Origin of the sequence: Gordonia amicalis NBRC 100051 = JCM 11271 (assembly GCF_000332995.1) — a bacterium.
Taxonomy (GTDB): Bacteria; Actinomycetota; Actinomycetes; order Mycobacteriales; family Mycobacteriaceae; genus Gordonia; species Gordonia amicalis.
In genome coordinates this window covers 39820-59826 of the sequence record NZ_BANS01000033.1, presented here as the reverse complement: position 1 = coordinate 59826, position 20007 = coordinate 39820, and the positions used below count along the sequence as shown (strand labels likewise).

The window sequence follows — 20007 nt, the reverse complement described above, 5'->3', positions numbered from 1 at the left end:
CTGCCGGTCGGTTCGCTCAGTCGACGGAACGCTTGCGCCGCGGCTGCCACACGACCAGCGCATTGGTCCGGGGCACCGGGACCAACTCGCCGCCGCGACGGTTCCGCGACGCGGCAACCTCGTCGGAGAGCTCACGGATACGCTGCTGGAGCGCCTCGACCTGATTGCTCAGATCGATGATCCGTTTGATACCTGCGAGATTGACGCCTTCTTCCTGCGAGAGACGCTGGATCTCTCGCAGGAGTTCGACGTCGCGGGAGGAGTAACGGCGTCCGCCCCCACTCGTCCGCTGCGGGGTGACCAGACCCAGACGGTCATAGGTGCGCAGGGTCTGGGCGTGCAATCCGGCGAGCTCGGCGGCCACCGAGATCATGAAGGTCGCGCCATCGGCGTCGAAGTTCTTGTGGCCGGCCATCACTCATCTCCCCCAGTTCGCCCGAGGATCGAATCCGCTTGCCCGCTCGGCCTGATCGTAGGCACGCATCGCCTCGATCGCGGCGTCGTCGAGCTTGTCCGGCACCGCGACCTTGACGGTGACGAGCAGGTCGCCTGCTCCGCCGGACCGCTTGGGGACGCCGCGGCCACGCACGCGGAGCGTCCGGCCGTCGGTCGTGTTCGGTGGGATCTTGACCCCGACCGAACCCTCGAGGGTCGGTACCGAGACCGTCGCGCCGAGAACGAGTTCGGAGATCCGCACCGGCAACTGCACGCGAAGGTCGTTGCCGCTGCGCGTGAACTGCTTGTGCGGGGTCACGTGCACGACGACGTACAGGTCGCCCGACGGCGCTCCGCGGCGTCCGGCCTCACCCTGTCCGGCAAGCCGAATCCGTTGACCGTCTTCGACTCCCGCCGGAATGCGCACGTTGATGGTGCGCGTCCGATTCTTCACGCCGCTGCCGGAGCAGTCGCCGCACGGGTCGTCGATCCGCGAACCGGTGCCCTGGCAGTCCTGGCAGGGTTCACTGAACCCGAACGCGCCCTGGTTTCGGCTGACGAAACCGGAACCGTTGCAGTTGGGGCACACTCGCGGGCTGGTGCCCGGCTTGGCACCCGAACCGTGGCAGGTCGTACACGGGGACGGGCTGGTCACCCGCAGCGGGACCGTCGTACCGAGGGCCGCGTCCTTGAAGGACAGCGTGGTCTCGGTCTCGAGATCCTTACCGCGACGTGGACGGCTGGCCGTCGACGTGCGCTGGGTTCCGCCGCCACGGTTGAAGAGACCCTCGAACAGGTCCCCGAAACCGCCGGCGCCTCCCCCGCCGGTCTGGGCACCGCCGAACAGGTCACCGAGATCGAAGTCGTTGCCACCGGTCGTGTAGGTCGTACCGCCGCCGGGGAAGCCACCCGGGAATCCGTTGCCGCCTCCGCGGAATCGTCCGCCGGCGAACATGGCCCGGGTCTCGTCGTACTCTTTGCGCTTCTCGGGATCACTGAGCACGCTGTGGGCTTCGGACACCCGCTTGAAGCGCTCTTCGGCCGCGGAATCGCCGGGATTGGCATCCGGATGCAGCTCGCGTGCGAGCTTGCGATAGGCCTTCTTGATCTCTTCAGCCGAAGCGTCAGAAGCAACGCCCAGGTCCTTGTAGAAGTCGTGTTCCAACCACTCACGTTGTGGAGCCACCAGACGTCACCTCCTCAAAAGTCTTTTTGTTGTCTGGATAGGTGTTTCAGTTTGTGTTCGTACTCTCGCCAGAGAGCCCTGAGGTGCGAGGCGCGTGCTCTCGCTCCTCGCACCCCAGGGCCACAGACGGTCGATCTATTGTGCACCGGTCGGGTCGCCGGCGGGCTCGGGATCGGTGACCGTCACCATGGCGGTACGGATCACCTTCTCGCCCAGCCGGTAACCGCAGCGATACACCGCGCCGATGACGGGGTGGTCGCCGGTGCCGTCGTGCTGAACCGCCTCGTGGAGTTCAGGGTTGAACTCGTCACCCGCGGCACCGAAGGCCTCGAGGCCCTCGGTGTTCAGCACACCGGCCAGTTTGTCGGCGACGGCCCGCAGCGGACCGCTCTCGAGATCGCCATGCTCACGGGCACGGTCGAGGTCGTCGAGAACCGGCAGGAGCTTGTCGATCAGGATCTGCTTGCCGTAGGCAACCGATCCCTGCTTCTCCTCGGCCGCACGTCGCCGGAAGTTGGCGAACTGCGCACGTTCCCGCTGCAGATCCGCCGTCAGTTCGGCGACCCGCGCATCTGGCGACGTCGCATCGGCCGGCTGTTCGTTGTCGGACTCGTCCACGACGGGTTCGGCGTCGGCCGGGCCGGGGCCGGCCGGGCCGGGGCCGGCGGCCGGCTCGTCGCGCACCTCACCCGTTTCCGGGTCGATGCGACGACGGTCGGTCACCGTCACCGGCTCCTCGCCGGACCCATTCGTCGAATGGGATCCTGCGGTCACTTGTTCTCCTTGGCGTCGGCGTCGTCCACGACCTCGGCGTCGACGACATCGGACTCGGTGTCGGCGGCTGCGCCGGCTTCACCGTTGGGGGATTCCGCAGCGGCGTTGGCGTAGATCGCCTGGCCGAGAGCCTGCGACTCCTCCGACAGCTTCTCGATCGCGGTCTTGATCGCGGCCGAGTCGGTGCCCTTCAGCGCTTCCTTCGCGTCGGCGACCGCAGCCTCGACCTTTTCCTTCACGTCGGCCGGGACCTTGTCCTCGTTGTCCTTGAGGAACTTCTCGGTCTGGTGGACCAGCGACTCCGCCTGGTTGCGGGTCTCGGCCTCCTCGCGACGCTTGCGATCCTCGTCGGCGTGAGCCTCCGCGTCCTTGATCATGCGGTCGATCTCGTCCTTGCTCAGGCCGGAACCCTCCTGGATGCGGATCGAGTTCTCCTTGCCGGTGCCCTTGTCCTTCGCGGTGACGTGCACGATGCCGTTGGCGTCGATGTCGAAGGTCACCTCGATCTGCGGGACACCCTGCGGCGCAGGAGCGATGCCGCCCAGCTCGAAGCTGCCGAGCAGCTTGTTGTGCGAGGCGATCTCGCGCTCACCCTGGTACACCTGGATCTGCACCGACGGCTGGTTGTCCTCGGCCGTCGTGTAGGTCTCCGACCGCTTGGTCGGGATGGTGGTGTTGCGCTCGATCAGCTTGTGCATCACGCCACCCTTGGTCTCGATGCCGAGGGACAGCGGGGTGACGTCGAGCAGCAGCACGTCCTTGACCTCACCGCGGAGAACACCGGCCTGCAGGGCGGCGCCGACGGCGACGACCTCGTCCGGGTTGACACCCTTGTTGGGCTCGCGGCCACCGGTGAGTTCCTTCACCAGGTCGGTGACGGCCGGCATACGGGTCGAGCCACCGACGAGCACGACATGGTCGATGTCGCCGACGGAGATGCCCGCATCCTTGATGACGGCCTGGAACGGTGCGCGGGTGCGCTCGAGCAGATCAGAGGTGATCTTCTGGAACTCGCTGCGCGAGAGCTGTTCGTCGAGGAACAGCGGGTTCTTGTCGGCGTCGACGGTGATGTAGGGCAGGTTGATCGAGGTGCTCTGCGAACTCGACAGCTCGATCTTCGCCTTCTCGGCAGCCTCACGCAGACGCTGCAGAGCCATCTTGTCCTTGGTCAGGTCGATGCCCGAGGTGGACTTGAACTTCTCGACAAGCCAGTCGACGACGCGCTGATCCCAGTCGTCACCACCCAGGTGGTTGTCACCGGAGGTCGCGCGGACCTCGACCACTCCGTCGCCGATCTCGAGCAGCGAGACGTCGAAGGTGCCGCCACCGAGGTCGAAGACCAGGATGGTCTGTTCCTTCTCACCCTTGTCGAGTCCGTACGCCAGCGCGGCCGCGGTGGGCTCGTTGACGATGCGGAGCACGTTGAGGCCGGCGATCTGGCCGGCTTCCTTGGTGGCCTGACGCTGGGCGTCGTTGAAGTATGCGGGCACGGTGATCACGGCGTCGGTGACGTCTTCACCGAGGTACGCCTCGGCGTCGCGCTTGAGCTTCATGAGCGTGCGCGCGCTGATCTCCTGCGGGGTGTACTTCTTGTCGTCGATCTCGATCGTCCAGTTGCCCTCACCCATGTGGCGCTTGACCGAGCGGATGGTGCGGTCGACATTGGTGACCGCCTGGTTCTTGGCCGGCTGACCGACGAGTACTTCTCCGTTACGAGCGAAGGCGACCACGGACGGCGTGGTCCGCGAGCCCTCGGCGTTGGCGATGACCGAAGCTTCGCCACCCTCGAGCACCGCAACCACGGAGTTGGTGGTGCCGAGGTCGATTCCAACAGCACGAGACATGTTTGGCTTCCTCCTAGTTTGTGGGTGTGCACCCAAGTCCTTGTGCCCCCCGCGGCCGGAGACGCGGGGATGATGTCCGAACCCTGCGCGAGGTGGACTTCAGTGCGTCCGACTCATGTCCTACTGAATCCGGAGCCGTGAGTCAAACCTACTTGAGTCTGGATCGCTCAGGTTTCTCGAAGTGTGTAACGGGGGTCCCACGGGGTTTGTTCCCGCGCCACCGGGAAAAGTTGAGCGGATTTCGCTCAAGCCGTGTGGTCCTTGACACACCGGCCACCACCGTGCAGATTTCAACAGGAAGCAAGCGATTCCACTTCGACGACTCCGAGGACCCGCACATGACGCTGCCCCGACCGGCGACCGCCGAACCCGGCTCCGCTCCCACACGTCCCTATCGGATCGCCGTGTGGGGTCCCGGCGAAGTCGGCGGCGCGGTCATCCGCGCCGCGGTCGCCGACCCGGCGTTCGAGGTCGTCGGTGCGCTGGTGCACAACCCGAAGAAGGACGGCAAGGACATCGGAGAGCTGGTGCGCACCGATCCGATCGGGATCGCCGCCACCAGAGATCGCGAGGCCTTCAAAGAGCTCGACGTGGACTGCGTCGTCCTCACCCCGGCACCGGCCGCGGTGATCAAGGGGCTCGACGACGACGTCATCGATCTGCTCGAGTCCGGGAAGAACGTCGTGGCGACCGCCGCCTATCACAACGTGTCGATGCCGAACTGGCTCAGCCCCTTCCGCAAGTCCCCGCAGCGCATGCTCGAGGCGTGCCGCACCGGCGGCGCCACCCTGCACGGGACCGGTGTCCATCCGACGTTCATCGTCGAACGCGTCGCGATGACGATGGCCAAGGCGATGTCGTCGGTGAGTCATGTGCGATCGGTGGAGGCCGTCGACTTCTCCCGGGCCGGATCCATGTGGGGCGGCCTGGAAGCACTGGGTTTCGGCGCCGACCCGGACTCCCTCAGTGCCGAATCCCCGGTCGCACGCGGCGGCGACATCTACTACGGCGACCTCACCGGCAACGTCGCGCACGCGTTGTACGGCGCGGACAGTGCCGAGGTCAGGGTCGAGACCTCGCTGCGCGGACTGCCCGCCGAACGTGACGCCCAGGTCGGCGCGACGACCATCAGGAAGGGCACCGCGGCGGCCCTGCATCTGACTCATCGCGGCTACCTCGGCGACGACCACTTCTTCACGAACGAGGAATGCTGGTATCTCGCTTCGGTACCCACTCGGCCCGCTCGCTCCGCTCCCGGCGCCGAACTCGTGTACCGGGGCGACGACCTGCCGTTCGGCGGGTTCACCAGCCCGATCGCGTACACACTGGTCATCAGCGGCGAACCGGCCGAGATGCGGACACAACTCGAGTTCGGCATCGGGTCCGGGCACACCAACCCGATCACGACGGCGTCGGTGCGGGCCGTGCTCGATGCCGTCCCGGCGGTGGTCGAGGCCGAGCCGGGCATCCTCGTCGACGACGTGGGCCCTCACTACCGGCACGACGACCGGGTCCGACTCCCGTGAGCGGCGACGCGCGGCCGGAGGTCGCCGCGTGGAACGGCCTGATCGACGCACTCCGGACCGCCGGCGACAAGCTCGCGGCCGACACCGCCGACCTCGATCCGGCCGAGCAGGCGGACGGTTTCCGTGCACTGGTCCGCGCGCTGTCGAATCAGTTGTCGCGCTTGGAGATCGACCGTGAACGTCCCGAACTCGTGCCGTTCAACGGGTGGCGCCACAAGTTCCTGATGGACAATCCCGACTTCCGGTACTGGGTCACCGAGGTCCGGGGTGACCGCACCTACCGCATCCGCGGGAACCGCGGGGATGCGTCGTATCTGTCGGTGACCGTCTACAAGCGGACCGGCGGCATCGGCTCGGAGGCGACAGCCCGCATCGACAGCGACGCCATCGGATTCGACGACGACGGCGGCTTCGAGATCCTGGTCGGCGGTACCGCGCCGGGTGCCGGGGACTGGCTGGACCTCCCGGAACGCTCCGGGGCGATCTGGGTCAGGTTCTTCCACGACGATGTCGCACACAACGAATTGGGCTGGTGCAGTATCGAACCGGTGGTCGAACCGCCGGTTCCGCCGTCGATCGATCCGGACAGGTTCACTTCTGCGCTGGGCACGTTGGCGGCCACGACGTCCATGCTGCCGACGATCTTCGAGATCTCGACGAAGGACGATCTCGATCCGCCCAACACCCTGCGGCACTGGTCGGAGATGGCCGGGGGCGCGGTGTTCACCGAACCGGGCATCCACTACGTCCGCGGCGGATGGCAGCTCCAACCGGATCAGGCACTGCTCCTCGAGGGCGACACCGTCGAGTGCCGGTACTGGAACATCCTGGCCTACAGCCGATTCCTGAACTCCCTCGACTTCCGGTACCGGCCGGTGTCGTACACCGGTGCCACCGCCACGGTGGTCGACGGTCGCTACCGTTTCGTCGTCGCGGCCGAAGATCCCGGTGTCGGAGACTGGATCGATTCCGAGGGACGGGACTTCGGCATCGTCGTCATGCGTTTTCTCCAACCGACGGACACCCCTCCCCTGCCCTCGGCGCGGATGGTGCAGCTCCACGAACTGCGAGGTGAATGATGGTCGCCTGGACGCCGCCACCGCGCACAGCGGTCGCCGAGAACATCTACGCGGCAGCGGAAGCCGATCGCGCTGCACGACCCGATCGATATCGGCTGGGCGTCGGCGCGGTCGACGCGATCGTCGAACGGGCCACCGCGAAGCACGGGGTCGAGGGTCTGGGCGAGCCGGCGCAGTGGCGTCCCGGCCTGGAGCAGTACCTGGAATCGGCCGGCGAGGACGGACGGTTGAACGCCGTCGGCGTCCGGAATGCACAGGACGCGGTGATCGGAAAGCTGCGGGCGCGCTCCATCTTCGACAAGACCCTGCGGGAGAACCCCTCGGTGAGTGAGCGTGATGTGCTCCCGCCGATCGTGATCATCGGGGGCTGGCGCACCGGAACGACGTTCCTGTATCGGCTGATGGCCCGCGATCCCCGTCTCCGCGCGCCACGCCCGGTGGAGTTGTACGCCCCCTGGCGGGTTGCACAGCTGTCGACGTACGAGCGCGAGCAGCTGATCGAAACCCAGGCCGCCGAGCCCAATCCACTACACATGCTGAATCCGGCGATGGCCGCGGTCCACGATTCCGGGCCGGCACTGCCCGAAGAGTGCGTGCTCGGAATGGGCACGACCATGCGCAACTGGGCGTTCAGCTCGACGATGCGCCTCGACAGCTACTCGCGCTGGCTGGCCGGCCAGGACTTCGCCGGCGAGTACGCGGCGCACCGCACGATGCTGCAGATCCTCGACGACGGTTCCCGACGCCGCTGGCTGCTCAAGGCGCCGGCCCACACCCCGGAACTGACCCACCTCGCACAGACCTATCCCGGCGTCTGCATCGTGCAGCTGCACCGCGACATCGTAGAAACCGTGGCCTCGGGGGCGAGCCTGTTCGCGACGTACCGTTCCACCTACAGCGATGGCGTCGACGGGCACGACGTCGGACGGTTCCAGATCGAGCAGTCCGAGTTGTGGTTCCGGCGGGCACTCGAATTTCGCGACTCACCCGCCGCCGCGTCGGCGACCGTCCTCGACATCGACTACCAGGACCTGGTGTCCCGACCCAAGGAGACCGTCGGCCGGGTCTATGCCGCGGCCGATGTCGAACCCCCCGACATCTCGTCGATGCTCATCGCGCACAACGCCGAGCAACCGCGGCACGGCAAGGGCAGACATCGTTACGGTCCCGAGGAATTCGGGATCGACCCCGGCGCCTTGCGCGAACGGATGGCGTTCTACACCGACGTCGTCGCCGAGTGGACGTCACACCCGGTGTCCTGAGGGCAGGACGACGACCGGTTGCACTTGTGTATCCGACGAGCCGATTTCTCGCCCGCACATCCTCGAGCGGGGTTACCGTCGCGGTGTCGGACTCGGGAGGTCGAGATGGGCGATGCCACGTCGGCAGAGGCCGAGACGGATGTCCGGTGGGTGCCGTGGCGGGTGGCGCCACATTCGGGCTTCGTAGTCGACGATCCCACGGGTAAGGGCAGCGTCCAGGTGATCCAGGTCGACGATCGGCAGTTCGTCGTACTCAACACCTTTCGCTACTCGGACCCGGATGTCGAGAAGGACCTGTCGACGCGACTGGTCCGCAGCGGGATGAGTGACGCTCAGGCACGCGCGGCAGTTGACGACGCGCGGACTTTCGTCCCACGTGAGGACAATCCCACGGATCTGGCGTCGGTCCCGCGCTTCATGCGGTGGTTCGAGGACTCGTACGGGCGGCACACGCTCGCCGCGATGATCCATGACGAGCTCATCAGCGACGCGGTCAACTCCGGCGCGCTGAAGAGTGACACGCTCTCCGACCGCTTCTTCCGGGAGATGATGCGGACATCCGGGGTCCCCTGGCTGAAGCGCTGGCTCATGTGGTCCGCAGTGGCACTCCGCACCCGTTGGGTTGCAGGCGGTTACCGACGCTGGAGCATCGTGTTGTGGCTGTTGCTCAGCGTCGTCGGGATCACTGCGACGGTCGGCTCCGTCGGTGCGCTCCTGTTCGACTGGCCGTGGCCGGTGTCGTCACCGGCGTGGTCGCTCGTGGTGGCACTGCTGATGATCTTCGTCGCCGCACCCCTGTGGGGGCGGCAGTGGGCCGCCAGCCTCATCGCCGCGGTCGGCGCGTTGTGGCTCGTGCCTGCTGCTGCCATGACCAGTCTCGCCTGGATTGTGTACAGCGCCTTGGAGCGGATCGCACGCGCTGTGGGATTGCGATGACACGACAGCGGGGCACCGCCCGGTTGAAATCGGACGATGCCCCGCTCGTGTATGTCAGGCCGCGCTGACCTGTTTCCCCGCTGCGGGTTCCAGTGCCTGCGCGACGATCTCGGCGACATCGGTCATCGGACGCACGTCGAGGGCGTCGAGGACCTCGGCCGGCACGTCGTCGAGGTCGGGTTCGTTGCGCTGCGGGATGAAGACGGTCTTCAGCCCGTTGCGTTGCGCGGCGAGCAGCTTCTGCTTGACGCCGCCGATCGGCAGGACGCGCCCGTTCAGCGTGACCTCACCGGTCATGCCGACCTCGGCACGCACCCGTCGACCCGTCGCCATCGACACCAGGGCGGTGACCATGGTGACGCCCGCACTCGGACCGTCCTTGGGCACCGCTCCGGCCGGAACGTGCACGTGGATGGTCTTGTTGAGCAACTCCGGGTCGACGCCGAGCTGCTCCGCGTGCGCCCGCACATACGACAGCGCGATCTGTGCCGACTCCTTCATCACGTCGCCGAGCTGGCCGGTCAGCTTCAGTCCGGGGTCGCCGTCGGTGGCGTTGACCTCGATGAAGAGGACATCACCACCCATCCCCGTGACGGCGAGACCCGTTGCGACACCGGGGACTGCGGTTCGTTCGGCCGATTCCGGGGTGAACCGGGGACGGCCGAGGTAGTCGCGCAGGTCCGGCTCGTCGATGGTGACCGGTGCGCTCGCCTTACCTTGCGCGAGGTTGGTCGCCGCCTTGCGCAGCGCCTTCGCGAGAAGCCGTTCGAACTGTCGCACACCGGGTTCCCGGGTGTAGTTCGCCGCGATCTCGCGGAGCGCCGCGTCGGTGACGGTCACCTCGTCGGTGGTGAGTGCCGCACGCTCGGCCTGCCTCGGCAGCAGATAGTCGCGGGCGATGGCAACCTTGTCGTCCTCGGTGTAGCCGTCGAGGGTGACCAGTTCCATGCGGTCGAGCAGAGCCGACGGGATGTTCTCGATGACGTTGGCGGTCGCGAGGAACAGGACGTCGGACAGGTCGAAATCGAGGTCCAGGTAGTGGTCGCGGAAGGTGTGGTTCTGCGCGGGGTCGAGGACCTCGAGCAGCGCCGCGGCCGGGTCACCCCGGTAGTCCGAGCCGACCTTGTCGATCTCGTCCAGCAGCACAACGGGATTCATCGATCCCGCCTCGCCGATGGCACGCACGATACGGCCGGGCAACGCACCGACGTAGGTACGCCGGTGCCCGCGGATCTCCGACTCGTCGCGCACACCGCCGAGGGCGACGCGCACGAACTTGCGGCCCAGCGCCCGGGCGACACTCTCGCCCAGCGACGTCTTGCCGACGCCGGGCGGACCGGCCAGCACCATGACGGCACCCGATCCACGTCCGCCGACGACCTGCAGGCCGCGTTCGGCACGTCGAGCTCGCACCGCGAGGTACTCGACGATGCGGTCCTTCACGTCGTCGAGGCCGTGGTGGTCGGCATCCAGGATCTCGCGGGCCCCCTTGATGTCCGTGGAATCCTCGGTGCGGGTGTTCCACGGCAGGTCGAGGACGGTGTCGAGCCAGGTGCGGATCCACCCGGTCTCCGGCGACTGGTCGCTGGCGCGTTCGAGCTTGCCCACCTCCCGGAGTGCGGCTTCGCGCACCTTCTCGGGCAGGTCGGCGTCGTCGATGCGCGACCGGTAGTCGTCGGCGCCCTCGGGTTCGTCCTCGCCGAGTTCCTTCCGGATGGCGGCGAGCTGCTGACGAAGGAGGAACTCCTTCTCCTGCTTGTCCATTCCCGCACGGACGTCCTCGGCGATCTTCTCGCTGACCTCGGACTCGGCGAGATGGTCGCCGGTCCACTCGATCAGCAGGCGCAGGCGCGCGGCCGTGTCGGGTGTTTCGAGGAGTTCGCGCTTCTGCTCGTCGGTGAGCCAGGATGCGTAGCCCGAGGTGTCGGCGAGGTCCGACGGGTCGGTCATCTTGTTGACCGCATCGATGAGCTGCCACGCCTCGCGGCGCTGCAGCATCGCCAGGACGAGCTTCTTGTACTCGCCGGCCAGAGTCCGGACCTCGTCGGTGACCTCGGAGTCCTCGACCTCGGTCACATCGACCCACAGCGCCGCGCCGTGGCCGGGTGTTCCGGTCCCGATCTGAGCCCGCAGCTCACCCTTGACGACGGCGGCCAGTCCACCGCCGGGGATACGCCCGACCTGCACGATCGAGGAGATCACCCCGTAGGTGGGATACCGGTCGTCCAGGCGTGGGGCGACCAGCAGTTTTCCGGGTTCGCTCGCCCGGGCGGCGTCGACGGTGGCCTGCGCTGCATCATCGAGCGGGATCGGCACGACCATGCCGGGCAGGACGACGACGTCCGGGACGAAGAGGACCGGCAGTGAATATGTCTGCGACATGAAACCTCCAGAGTTAAGTCTGATCGACTCAACTGAGGTGGCTGGAAGTTTGTTCCCGCGTGGTTTATGCCAGGGGCGAACGGAGAGTCATTCCCAACTGAACCCATCCGGATCGGTGAACCGCCCGGCGTCACTGCCGATGACCAACCGGTGCGGCCCGGAACCCGCAGCGTCGACGCCGGCATCCTTCGCTGCGGCCTTGCGGCCGTAGAGAGCGAGCTTCACCGAGTCCGGGCCGCTCTCGAACTCGACGTACTTGCGGCCGTAGCTCTTGCCGACCGTGAACCCCCGGTCCACGTAGAACTGCTTGGTGGCTGCGACGTCGTCGACGCCGAGAAGCAGGACCAGGTCGTCGAACTCCCGGGCCGGTGCACCGGTCGGCTTCTTCGACGAGCTGGCGACCTTCCAGATCGCGCCGTCGGGCGTCTGGATCACGCCGCCGTAGCCCCAGAAGGACTTCTTGGCGGGCTTGAGCACGGTGGCGCCGGCGTCGAGCGCCGGTTCGAGGAGGGAATCGGCGACCGTCGGGTCGGCGACCACGAGCGAGATCACGAAACCGCGAAAGCCTCGGCTTGGCGATGCAGCGGCCTGGAACCGCAGTCGATCGCCGAGTCCGAAAGCCTTGTCGTAGAAGACCTCCGCAGCGCTGATGTCCGGAACGTCGAGGGTGAGTGCGTTGATGTTCGTCATGCTTCGACGCTATGGCGCGTTGAACTGCTCACGCTTCTCGATTCCTGATCGATCGGCGGACAGGGGTGGTTCAGCCCGGGAGGTCGACGGCCACGCGGGCCGCGAAGACGACGACCTGCGCCACGACCAGTACCGCCAGCCCAATGGCGAACGCCGCCGCCGTGACGACCACTCCCGCGGAAGCCTTCAGCGCATCCCACACCGACTTCAGCGTCATGACCGATCCCCTAGTCGCGTGGCGAACAAGCGGTCGATGGACGGGTGTCGGCGAACCGACATCGAGTCGAGGGGCATGGGCTGACCTCCGTGCGGACAAATACCCCGGACGACGGTGTCCGGGGTCACATATGTACCACACATTAGTTGATAGCGCGACTAAATTTGAAGTCGGAGTCAGCGGGTCGAATCGACGAGTCTCGCTCCGGGGCAGTCCGACTGCCGCCTCGGCCACGAACCACGGGGAACGCAACGAACACATCTACATCCGAGGAGCCTGCATGTCGGTCCTGTCCCCCACCAGCACCCGCCAGCCGCTGGGACGCGCGATCGCCCGGATCGCGCTCGGAGCAATCCTGGCGATCGCCGGCATCGGTCACCTGAGCGCACAACGCGACGAGTTCCAGGCACAGGTCCCCGACTGGGTGCCGTTCAGCAAGGACTTCGTGGTCCTGGCCTCGGGTGGGGTGGAGAACGCATTGGGCGCAGCCCTCATCGCGCTGCCGCGTCATCGCAAGATCGTCTCGTGGATCGTGGCGGCGTTCTTCGTCGCGGTATTCCCCGGCAACATCCATCAGTACGTCGAGCACATCGACGCCTTCGGCCTCGACACCGACCAGAAGCGGCTCACGCGCCTGTTCTTCCAGCCGGTCCTGGTGGTGTGGGCGATCGCGGCCGGAACCGGGAAGCGCTCCGACTAGCGGCGACGGGTGCACGCATCCTGGCAAGCGGTGTCCATCCCGGCCCGGACCTGCGGCCGGAAGCCGGCGCCCGAGCTGATCGTCAGAGCCGCGACGAGCCCTCCGACGGCGCAACCCGCTGCACAGATGTACATCGCCGTCCGGAAGCCGTCACCGAGAGGCTCGCCGGGTCCGGCGTCGATCCCGGCCACCGCGGGCAACACCGCCACCGCCAACAGACCGGCCACGCGGGCCACCGCGTTGTTCACGCCCGACGCGGTCCCGGCCAGCGCATCGTCGACCGCACCGAGGGCAGCCGACGTGAGGGGCGCGACGGTCACCGTCATCCCGAGCCCGAAGAGGAGGACGCCGGGGAGCACGTACGCCAGATACTCGGTGCCCGGCTGTACCCGCGACATCAGCGCGAAGCCACCCGCGGCGATCAGCGGACCGACGGTCATCGGTAGCCGCGGCCCGGTGGTCTGGGCCAGCCTGCCCACCAGCGGAGAACCAAACAGCATGATGAACGTGCTCGGGAACATCGCCGCGCCGGCTTCGAACGCCGAGTATCCGAGGCTCTGCTGCAGTTGCAGGGCGAGCAGGAACAGTGCGCCGCCCAGGGCCGCGTACACCAGCAGCGTCGTCAGGTTGGCGCCGGTGAACTGCGACGATCGAAACAGCCTCAGCGGCAACAACGGCGATCGCACCCGCGTCTCGATGACGACGAACGCGACGAGAGCCGCCACACCCGCGAGACCGGCGGTCGTCGTACCGGCGGACCAGCCGCTCGACGGGCCCTCGATCAGCGCGTAGATGACGCCCGCGAGACCGAGCGTCATCGTCACGGCGCCCGCGACGTCGAGCCGGCGCGGCGCGGACGGATCGCGGGACTCGGGCACATGCCGAATGGAGATGACCAGCGCACCCACCGCCAGCGGCACACTCAGGAAAAAGGTCCAGCGCCACGACGCCGCGTCGACCAGCCATCCGCCGACGAACGGTCCCAGCGCACTGGTCGCGCCCGACAGCCCGGCCCACAGACCCACGGCCGCACCGCGATCCGACGGCGCGATCTCCGCGTTGATGAGTGCAAGGCTGCCCGGCACGACAGCCGCTGCCGCGACGCCCGACCCCAGGACCGCGGCGACGATCAGCCACCGGCCCGCCGACGACGCAGCGCGAATGCCGACCGGTTCTTCCGCCGAACGGTTCGCGATCATGTCTGCCTTCCCGAGACCGGGGTCGCCGTCTCCCCAGGGTCATGGTCAGAACGTTGACGCGCAACCGTCGCCGTCAGCGACGCGCGTCGGCCGCGATGTCGTCGACCAGTCCGACGAACTGGTGACCGCCGGTCTCGTGACGATGGAGCTGGGCGTCGGGAAGCAGCGAGGCGTTGAGGTCCAGGTGGCCGATCGGGACTTCTTCGTCGTCGACGCAGTGGTGCAGGGACAGTGCGGCATGGCGCGGTGGCGGTCCGGCGAAGTCGTACTCCTCCATGGCCCACCCGTCCGGCCCCCAGTTCGGCATCGCCAGGAGGACAGCGCGTCTCGGTCCGGCATACGCCGGCTCCGCCAGCAGGTGCAGCAGCACCGACGCCCCGAACGAGTGGGCCACGAGCAGGTCGTCGGCATCCATCGTCGACAGCCATGCGCGTAGTGGGTCGGCCCACGCCTGCAGGGACATGTCGTCGGAGGAGAACTCGGGCATGTCGACGGGCACATCGAGCGCTGTGCCCAGGCCGGCGGCGATCGGCCGGTCGTCGGTGAACCCACCAGCACCGTGGATGAACAACAAATGTGTCCGACTCATCGATCCTCCTCGAACTCATGCGTCACCGGGTTCGACTCGCGCAGACGCGCGATCTCATCGCAGGGTTGCGCTCCTGGCGACTCAGGGAGCAGGGGCGGTCGTGGCGCCCGAACCCGCCAACAGCAACCCGACCATCGCCTTGGCATCCGCTTCGGTGTAGCCGGGTCCAACGATGCAGAGGTTGCCGATCGCACGCAGGAACGTCACGGGGCTGACGTCCTTGCTGACCTCACCCGACTCTTGTGCCCGCTCGACGAGCGACGCGAACGCCGGAACGAGACTGTCGAAGATCAACGCGTGCAGGTTGTTCAGGCTCGGATCGTCCGAACTCAGAGCATCGCTCAACCCGTGTTTGGTGACCAGGAAGTCGGTGAACGCCGAGGTCCAGCGACACAACGCATCCGTCGGAGGCACGTCGTCGGCGATCAACGTCTCGGCCAGTGCGACGCACTCCTCGACCTGATGGCGGTACACCGCGGTCACCAGGTCGGCGCGCGTCGGGAAGTGCCGATACACAGTGCCGACACCCACACCGGCACGCTTGGCGATGTCGCGGACCGGCGCTTGCACCCCGGTTTCGACGAAGGCCGCCGCAGCCGCATCCAGCAGCGCCTCACGGCTTCGTTCTGCACCCAGTTGACGTGCGGTTTTCGACTCCGACACAGTTCACCCCTTGCTCGCGGAACACTGTTCCGCTACGTTGGCGGAACAGTGTTCCGTCAAGATTATCGCAACCCTTTCGCGAGAGAAGCCATCATGTCCACTCCCCTGCTCGAACGTCGAATCGTCGCCGTCAAGCCGGTCATCGTGCCCACCACCGACCGCCCGGTCCCTCTTGCCGTGAAGGTCACCGCACCGGTCGACGGGGACAACCTTCCGCTCATTGTGTTCTCGCACGGCAACGCGTGGTCCATGGACGGTTACGAACCGCTCGTGGACCGTTGGGCCGCTGCGGGATTCGTGGTCGTTAACCCCACACACCTCGACTCCCGGCGCCACGGAATCGGATTCGACGACCCGCGGTTCATCGACATCTGGCGCATCCGGATCAGCGACGTTCACGCGGTCATCGATCATCTCGACGTCATCCTCTCGACCGCCGGTCATGACCTCGACACCCGGGCCGACACATCGAAGCTTGCAGCCGTCGGACATTCCTGGGGCGGGCAGACCGTCGGCACACTTCTCGGAGCGCGCGTCCTCGACGTCGATGGTGGTGGTGTCGGCGAAGACTTCTCACATTCGTCAGTACGTGCCGGAGCTCTCATCGCGACCGCGGGAACGGGCGACAGCCTCACCGACTTCGCGCGCGAACACCTGCCGTTCATGCGACCGGACTTCAGCCGGATGTCCACGCCGGCTCTGGTCATCGCGGGCGGAAAAGATGACTCGGCGTTGTCGACCCGCGGCCCGGAGTGGCTCACCGACGCCTACCACCTCAGCCCGGGACCCAAGCGGCTGCTCTACATCGACGACGGCGAGCACACCCTGGGAGGGATTGCCGGAGAAGCGGTTCACGAGACCACCGACGAGGACCCGCGGCGGGTCGAACTGGTTGCCGACGCCGTATCCGCCTACCTGCTGGACGTATTCGGCCTCAGCACAGGCGAATGGGAGAAGATCGCCGTCGGCGCTGCGGAGGGTGCGTACAGCGTCGAGGGCAAGTAGCCCTTCACCGGCTACTCCCGCCAGCTTCTCCGCCAGCCAATCCACGGTCTGCATGCCGAACAGATCCGTGCCCCAGCCGTAGAGGTTGGTGAGGAACCGGACCATGCTGCAGTCGGTGGTCTGGTAGTCGACCTTGGTGCCGCCGCGGCGGTAGTCGGCGGCGAGCTTCCGCGAGTCCGCGGCCGGGACCAGCGACATCGGTGAGTCGTCGGCCACGCACGAGGCGATCAGCACCGGGGCGTCAGGCGACTTGCGGCCCAGCTTGTTGTCGTCGTACACCGCCTGGAAGTCGGCGATCTCGGCGGGATTCTCCCCGGACTTGAACAGCGCGCTCATCGGCACGAACGGCATCGTGAAATACGCCGGGGTCTGGCACTGGGTGCGGAACACGTCGGCGATGGCCTTGCCCGTCGGGGTGAGCTTCTCGTCGAGCTTCATCTCCGGGTAGCGCGGCTCGAGACCGAGCAGCGTCGCGAGGACGAAGGCCGAACCGACCGAGCCGTCGGCGGTGGCGATGAAGTTCTTCTGGTCGACGACCATGCCCTCGAGGACGACGCCCTTGATATCCAGTTCGGGCGCATACTTTTTCGCGTTCTCCGCGGCGAAGGCCGCGCCGACGCCGCCGCCGGCGATGCCGAACACGCCGAGGGGCGACGCGGCCGGGAGGCCGTTGTCCTTGTGGCGCAGTGCAGCTCGCAGCCCGTCGAGCAGCGCCTTGCCGGCGAACTTCCCGGCGAAGACGCCGTGCGGCTTGGGATCACCGTCGTTGCCGACATCGCTCATCATGACCGCGTAACCCTTGCCGAAGAACTGCGCCAGCGGGCCCAGCGCAGACCACGACGCGCCGTCCATCGGATCGCCGCCGGTCCACATCGTGGAGGGATGGCAGTAGGCGCCGACGCTGTCGTTGGCCAGCTGGTATCCGATCAACGGCCGAGTGGCGTCGGAGCGCCCGTCGCGCGGGATCATCAGGAGCCCGGTCGAGATCTCGGGCTCGTCGTGCAGCCCCCGGGTCACGTACATCAGCTTGTAGGCGTCGAGCTTGCCGGGACGCACACCCATGAACTGGACCGCGACCTTCTTGGCTTTCAGTACGTCGCCGGGCTTTTCGTCACCGGACAGGCGCGGCTCGGCGTAGAACGGATCGCCGGCGACGAGCGGGTCGATGACCTCCTGCGGGCTGGCGAGACGACCGTCGCGCAGCGCGCCGACGACGAAACCGTTCAGCACCTCGTCGAGGCCGGGCGTCCGGTTCGGTGCGGCGGTGGCCGGTCCGACCAGTCCGATGCCGGAGACGACCAGGGCCAGGACTGCCGCGAGTGTTATCCGTCGGGATGCACGAGAGAAGGGCGAGATCACTGGTAGGTCACCTTGATCGAGGTCAGAACCGACTGCATCAGCGGCAGCAGGTTACGGGTGGGACGGTGCGTTTCCATCTGCTCGAAGTACGGAGCCCTCATGGCCGCGCTCAGTTCCGGCCAGCTGTACTCGACCTGTGCCCGGTACTTCGGCAGCAGCTGATCGGTGATGTAGATCCACCGGTCCTCGTAGACCGACCAATTCCACTCCGGCAACGGCAGAGTCACTGTCGCCCGACGACCATCGGGCGCGCGGCCCTCGACCGTCATCGGGCGGAAGGAGCGCGGCGGGATCACTCCGGCGACCGATGGCGCGGCGGCCACGGTGCTGCCGTAGGTCATGGCCTCGCCGACCTCGCCCTTGTAGTTGCGGGTCGCATCCCACTGCTTCTTGATGACCTCCCCCTGCTCGCGCTGCAGCAACCGTGCGTTACCGGCGGCGACCGCGGCGGGAGCCTTGGAGGCGATACCCTCCCAGGCGCGCATGATCTCGTCGTCGAAGATGCCCGCCTCGTGCATCTCCCGGAGTGCCGGCAGACCGCCGACGACGTAGGCCCGGTGCATCGGCATCAGGTCGGAGAAGATGTTCTTCTGCATCACCAGGATCTGCCCCTGGACCTGCCGGAGGTCGTCGGCGGTGATCTTCGCGCCCACGCGAGCCAGGGCGCGGAGACCACCGGGCAGGCTGTTGACCGCCTGCGGTCCCGCGAGTTCGTTGGCGCGAGCCACGATCGCGTGCGCGACGGGCTGCAGGCGGCTGAACTCGAAGATCTCGGTGGCGTCCTTGTAATCGAGGAGGCCGCCACCGAAGTCGCCGCCGACCAGACCACCCATGCCGGCCCACTGCAGTTCACGGTGTGCGAGTTGCAGGTCCTCGTAATAGCGGTAGGACTTCAACAGGTTCTGGTGATTGGCGCCGACGCCGTCGCGCGGGTTCCACGATGCGAGGTCGATGCCGGCACGTGTCGTGGTCTCGACGAGCCAGTACGGGAACAGCAACGCCTCATACGACGACGGGGCGAGCCCGCGATCGCGGGCCTGCTCGACCAATCGATGGAGAGTGCCGGGATCGGTCGGCAATGCCGGGTGCACGCCGCCCGGCCCCTGCGACGCATCACGATTCACCAGCGGCAGGTTCAGATACCGCGCGAGGGATTCGGCGGAGGCCGAACCGCCACCGACGAGCGAACCGAGCGCGACGACCACTGCCACCGCCGCGCAGACCGACCCCCGTAAGACCTTGTTCACGACGCCCCCCGTTTCAAGGCACCGACCATCACGGCCGAATCACATTCGAATAACCGAAGTGAATCGAATCCTTGATGTAGTCAGACAGCAATTCAGCATCGATAAATCCGTACGAATCCGCCGAAACACGCCCTGCCGGGCGAACAGGGCAGCGCAACACCGTATTCGACGATGCCCGAACTGCCCGGATCATTCTCCGCTCAGGATGAGCGCATTCTGGTGGGCCGCGTCTCGAACAGCGCCTTGAGGCGGGCCAGATCCTCTTCGACCATGAGGGTGTCCCGGTCGAACTCCTCGTCGGACATGGACAACTGCCGCACGGTGAACACCACCTCCGCGCCCTCGGGATGGGGCAGCACGCGCAGCGGATTGTGCACGGTGGCGCCGTTCGGGAGGATCACGTCGTGGTCGACGACCCCGAGGGTGTTCCGCGGAACGAAGCGGACCGTCACGGTGCCCATCGGCGACTCGGCCACGAGGTCGTCACCGCGTCGGACGACCTCCGAGGTCGCCAACCCCGCGGCCCATTCGGGGAGATTGTCGGGTTCGGAAACGAATTCGTACACATCGTCGGCTGACGCGCCGATCACCGTGCTGACATGACGACTCCTCATGAGCAGACTCTAAATCGGGTTTCGCGCATCTGTGGTGGGGGAACGTCGAAAAGTTGCGACAAAAAATTCTTCGACCGTCATGTCATCCGACATGAGAGTCAGGACGAATGACCGATGAACCATCCATCCGACCGGCCGCCCCCGAGAGTCAGCACGACCCGGACGCCGATCCCGACATGCTGACTTCCACCACGACGCAAACCGATCAAGCCGAGGGCGAAGCCGACGACCCTGCGGAGACGAAGGACGACGGAGGATCCGACAGATGACGCAAGGTGAATCGACCAAGGAAGACTCGAA

At 66.9% G+C, this 20007-nt stretch carries 18 protein-coding genes and 1 pseudogene; 6 read left to right on the top strand and 13 right to left on the bottom strand.

All coding sequences use genetic code 11. The features are described from left to right. Window positions 1–16: 16 nt before the first annotated feature. The 4 genes from GOAMI_RS16275 to dnaK all read right to left on the bottom strand — a co-directional run bounded on the left by GOAMI_RS16275 (window position 17) and on the right by dnaK (window position 4239). Window positions 17–415, bottom strand: a complete 399-nt coding sequence (locus GOAMI_RS16275; RefSeq protein ID WP_006437652.1) for a heat shock protein transcriptional repressor HspR — start codon at window positions 413–415, stop codon at window positions 17–19. Between the two features lie 3 nt (window positions 416–418). Then, window positions 419–1621 carry a molecular chaperone DnaJ gene (dnaJ, locus tag GOAMI_RS16270; protein ID WP_006437651.1) on the bottom strand — a complete coding sequence of 401 codons (1203 nt, stop codon included), beginning with the start codon at window positions 1619–1621 and terminating at the stop codon, window positions 419–421. Between the two features lie 135 nt (window positions 1622–1756). Then, entirely contained in the window at window positions 1757–2395 is a 639-nt protein-coding gene (grpE, locus tag GOAMI_RS16265; protein WP_006437650.1) for a nucleotide exchange factor GrpE, read from the bottom strand. After that, a complete protein-coding gene (gene dnaK, locus GOAMI_RS16260) occupies window positions 2392–4239 on the bottom strand; it encodes a molecular chaperone DnaK (protein WP_006437649.1) in 1848 nt (615 codons plus the stop codon). The genes grpE and dnaK overlap by 4 nt, the downstream gene beginning before the upstream one ends. Window positions 4240–4577: 338 nt before the next feature. Between dnaK and GOAMI_RS16255 the strand changes: the two genes are divergently transcribed. The 4 genes from GOAMI_RS16255 to GOAMI_RS16240 all read left to right on the top strand — a co-directional run bounded on the left by GOAMI_RS16255 (window position 4578) and on the right by GOAMI_RS16240 (window position 9042). After that, window positions 4578–5765, top strand: coding sequence for a hypothetical protein (locus GOAMI_RS16255; protein ID WP_210738413.1), 1188 nt, complete (start codon window positions 4578–4580; stop codon window positions 5763–5765). After that, the gene (locus tag GOAMI_RS16250; RefSeq protein WP_006437647.1) at window positions 5762–6844 is read left to right on the top strand and encodes a DUF1214 domain-containing protein; all 1083 of its coding nucleotides are present in this window, start codon (window positions 5762–5764) and stop codon (window positions 6842–6844) included. Before GOAMI_RS16255 ends, GOAMI_RS16250 begins: the two co-directional genes overlap by 4 nt. Next, the gene (locus GOAMI_RS16245) at window positions 6844–8106 is read left to right on the top strand and encodes a sulfotransferase (protein WP_006437646.1); all 1263 of its coding nucleotides are present in this window, start codon (window positions 6844–6846) and stop codon (window positions 8104–8106) included. Before GOAMI_RS16250 ends, GOAMI_RS16245 begins: the two co-directional genes overlap by 1 nt. Before the next feature lie 105 nt (window positions 8107–8211). Further along, window positions 8212–9042 (top strand): DUF1353 domain-containing protein, encoded by an 831-nt coding sequence (locus GOAMI_RS16240; protein WP_006437645.1) that lies wholly within the window; start codon window positions 8212–8214, stop codon window positions 9040–9042. Between the two features lie 54 nt (window positions 9043–9096). Here GOAMI_RS16240 and lon read toward each other — a convergent pair whose 3' ends face one another. The 3 genes from lon to GOAMI_RS23225 all read right to left on the bottom strand — a co-directional run bounded on the left by lon (window position 9097) and on the right by GOAMI_RS23225 (window position 12331). Then, on the bottom strand, window positions 9097–11424 hold the full coding sequence (gene lon / locus GOAMI_RS16235) for an endopeptidase La (RefSeq protein ID WP_006437644.1): 2328 nt from the start codon (window positions 11422–11424) through the stop codon (window positions 9097–9099). Window positions 11425–11511: 87 nt separating this feature from the next. Continuing rightward, the gene (locus GOAMI_RS16230) at window positions 11512–12114 is read right to left on the bottom strand and encodes a VOC family protein (RefSeq protein WP_006437643.1); all 603 of its coding nucleotides are present in this window, start codon (window positions 12112–12114) and stop codon (window positions 11512–11514) included. A gap of 70 nt (window positions 12115–12184) precedes the next feature. Beyond that, a complete protein-coding gene (locus GOAMI_RS23225; RefSeq protein WP_167325107.1) occupies window positions 12185–12331 on the bottom strand; it encodes a hypothetical protein in 147 nt (48 codons plus the stop codon). Between the two features lie 280 nt (window positions 12332–12611). Here GOAMI_RS23225 and GOAMI_RS16225 point away from each other — a divergent pair, with 280 nt between their 5' ends. Further along, window positions 12612–13031 carry a DoxX family protein gene (locus tag GOAMI_RS16225; RefSeq protein ID WP_006437642.1) on the top strand — a complete coding sequence of 140 codons (420 nt, stop codon included), beginning with the start codon at window positions 12612–12614 and terminating at the stop codon, window positions 13029–13031. Here GOAMI_RS16225 and GOAMI_RS16220 read toward each other — a convergent pair. The 3 genes from GOAMI_RS16220 to GOAMI_RS16210 all read right to left on the bottom strand — a co-directional run bounded on the left by GOAMI_RS16220 (window position 13028) and on the right by GOAMI_RS16210 (window position 15482). Then, the gene (locus tag GOAMI_RS16220; RefSeq protein ID WP_006437641.1) at window positions 13028–14230 is read right to left on the bottom strand and encodes an MFS transporter; all 1203 of its coding nucleotides are present in this window, start codon (window positions 14228–14230) and stop codon (window positions 13028–13030) included. The two genes, GOAMI_RS16225 and GOAMI_RS16220, sit on opposite strands and share 4 nt — an antisense overlap. 73 nt (window positions 14231–14303) lie before the next feature. Beyond that, on the bottom strand, window positions 14304–14819 hold the full coding sequence (locus GOAMI_RS16215; RefSeq protein ID WP_006437640.1) for an alpha/beta fold hydrolase: 516 nt from the start codon (window positions 14817–14819) through the stop codon (window positions 14304–14306). 81 nt (window positions 14820–14900) lie between these two features. After that, complete coding sequence (locus GOAMI_RS16210) at window positions 14901–15482, bottom strand: TetR/AcrR family transcriptional regulator (RefSeq protein WP_006437639.1); 582 nt, start codon at window positions 15480–15482, stop codon at window positions 14901–14903. Window positions 15483–15575: 93 nt separating this feature from the next. On the opposite strand from GOAMI_RS16210, the gene GOAMI_RS22685 reads away from it, so the two are divergent. Continuing rightward, window positions 15576–16487: an alpha/beta hydrolase family protein gene (locus tag GOAMI_RS22685; protein WP_081598262.1), complete on the top strand. Its 912-nt coding sequence runs from the start codon at window positions 15576–15578 to the stop codon at window positions 16485–16487. 21 nt (window positions 16488–16508) lie between these two features. Here the strand turns inward: GOAMI_RS22685 and GOAMI_RS16200 are convergent. The 3 genes and pseudogenes from GOAMI_RS16200 to GOAMI_RS16190 all read right to left on the bottom strand — a co-directional run. Then, window positions 16509–17846: pseudogene (locus GOAMI_RS16200) on the bottom strand (lipase family protein); the annotation flags it as partial. Further along, window positions 17843–19093, bottom strand: coding sequence for a hypothetical protein (locus tag GOAMI_RS16195; protein ID WP_006437636.1), 1251 nt, complete (start codon window positions 19091–19093; stop codon window positions 17843–17845). The gene GOAMI_RS16195 and the pseudogene GOAMI_RS16200, both read right to left, overlap by 4 nt. Before the next feature lie 200 nt (window positions 19094–19293). Beyond that, window positions 19294–19707, bottom strand: a complete 414-nt coding sequence (locus tag GOAMI_RS16190) for an SRPBCC family protein (protein WP_006437635.1) — start codon at window positions 19705–19707, stop codon at window positions 19294–19296. Between the last annotated feature and the right edge of the window lie 300 nt (window positions 19708–20007).

Excerpts from the sequence above, each read along its gene's own strand:
- GOAMI_RS16255 (WP_210738413.1), top strand. The coding sequence starts at position 4,578 with ATGACGCTGCCCCGACCGGCGACCGCCGAACCCGGCTCCGCTCCCACA.
- GOAMI_RS16225 (WP_006437642.1), top strand. The coding sequence starts at position 12,612 with ATGTCGGTCCTGTCCCCCACCAGCACCCGCCAGCCGCTGGGACGCGCG.
- GOAMI_RS16215 (WP_006437640.1), bottom strand. The coding sequence starts at position 14,819 with ATGAGTCGGACACATTTGTTGTTCATCCACGGTGCTGGTGGGTTCACC.
- GOAMI_RS16240 (WP_006437645.1), top strand. The coding sequence starts at position 8,212 with ATGGGCGATGCCACGTCGGCAGAGGCCGAGACGGATGTCCGGTGGGTG.
- GOAMI_RS16220 (WP_006437641.1), bottom strand. The coding sequence starts at position 14,230 with ATGATCGCGAACCGTTCGGCGGAAGAACCGGTCGGCATTCGCGCTGCG.
- lon (WP_006437644.1), bottom strand. The coding sequence starts at position 11,424 with ATGTCGCAGACATATTCACTGCCGGTCCTCTTCGTCCCGGACGTCGTC.
- GOAMI_RS16230 (WP_006437643.1), bottom strand. The coding sequence starts at position 12,114 with ATGACGAACATCAACGCACTCACCCTCGACGTTCCGGACATCAGCGCT.
- GOAMI_RS23225 (WP_167325107.1), bottom strand. The coding sequence starts at position 12,331 with ATGACGCTGAAGTCGGTGTGGGATGCGCTGAAGGCTTCCGCGGGAGTG.
- GOAMI_RS16190 (WP_006437635.1), bottom strand. The coding sequence starts at position 19,707 with ATGAGGAGTCGTCATGTCAGCACGGTGATCGGCGCGTCAGCCGACGAT.
- GOAMI_RS16245 (WP_006437646.1), top strand. The coding sequence starts at position 6,844 with ATGGTCGCCTGGACGCCGCCACCGCGCACAGCGGTCGCCGAGAACATC.
- GOAMI_RS16275 (WP_006437652.1), bottom strand. The coding sequence starts at position 415 with ATGGCCGGCCACAAGAACTTCGACGCCGATGGCGCGACCTTCATGATC.
- GOAMI_RS22685 (WP_081598262.1), top strand. The coding sequence starts at position 15,576 with ATGTCCACTCCCCTGCTCGAACGTCGAATCGTCGCCGTCAAGCCGGTC.
- dnaK (WP_006437649.1), bottom strand. The coding sequence starts at position 4,239 with ATGTCTCGTGCTGTTGGAATCGACCTCGGCACCACCAACTCCGTGGTT.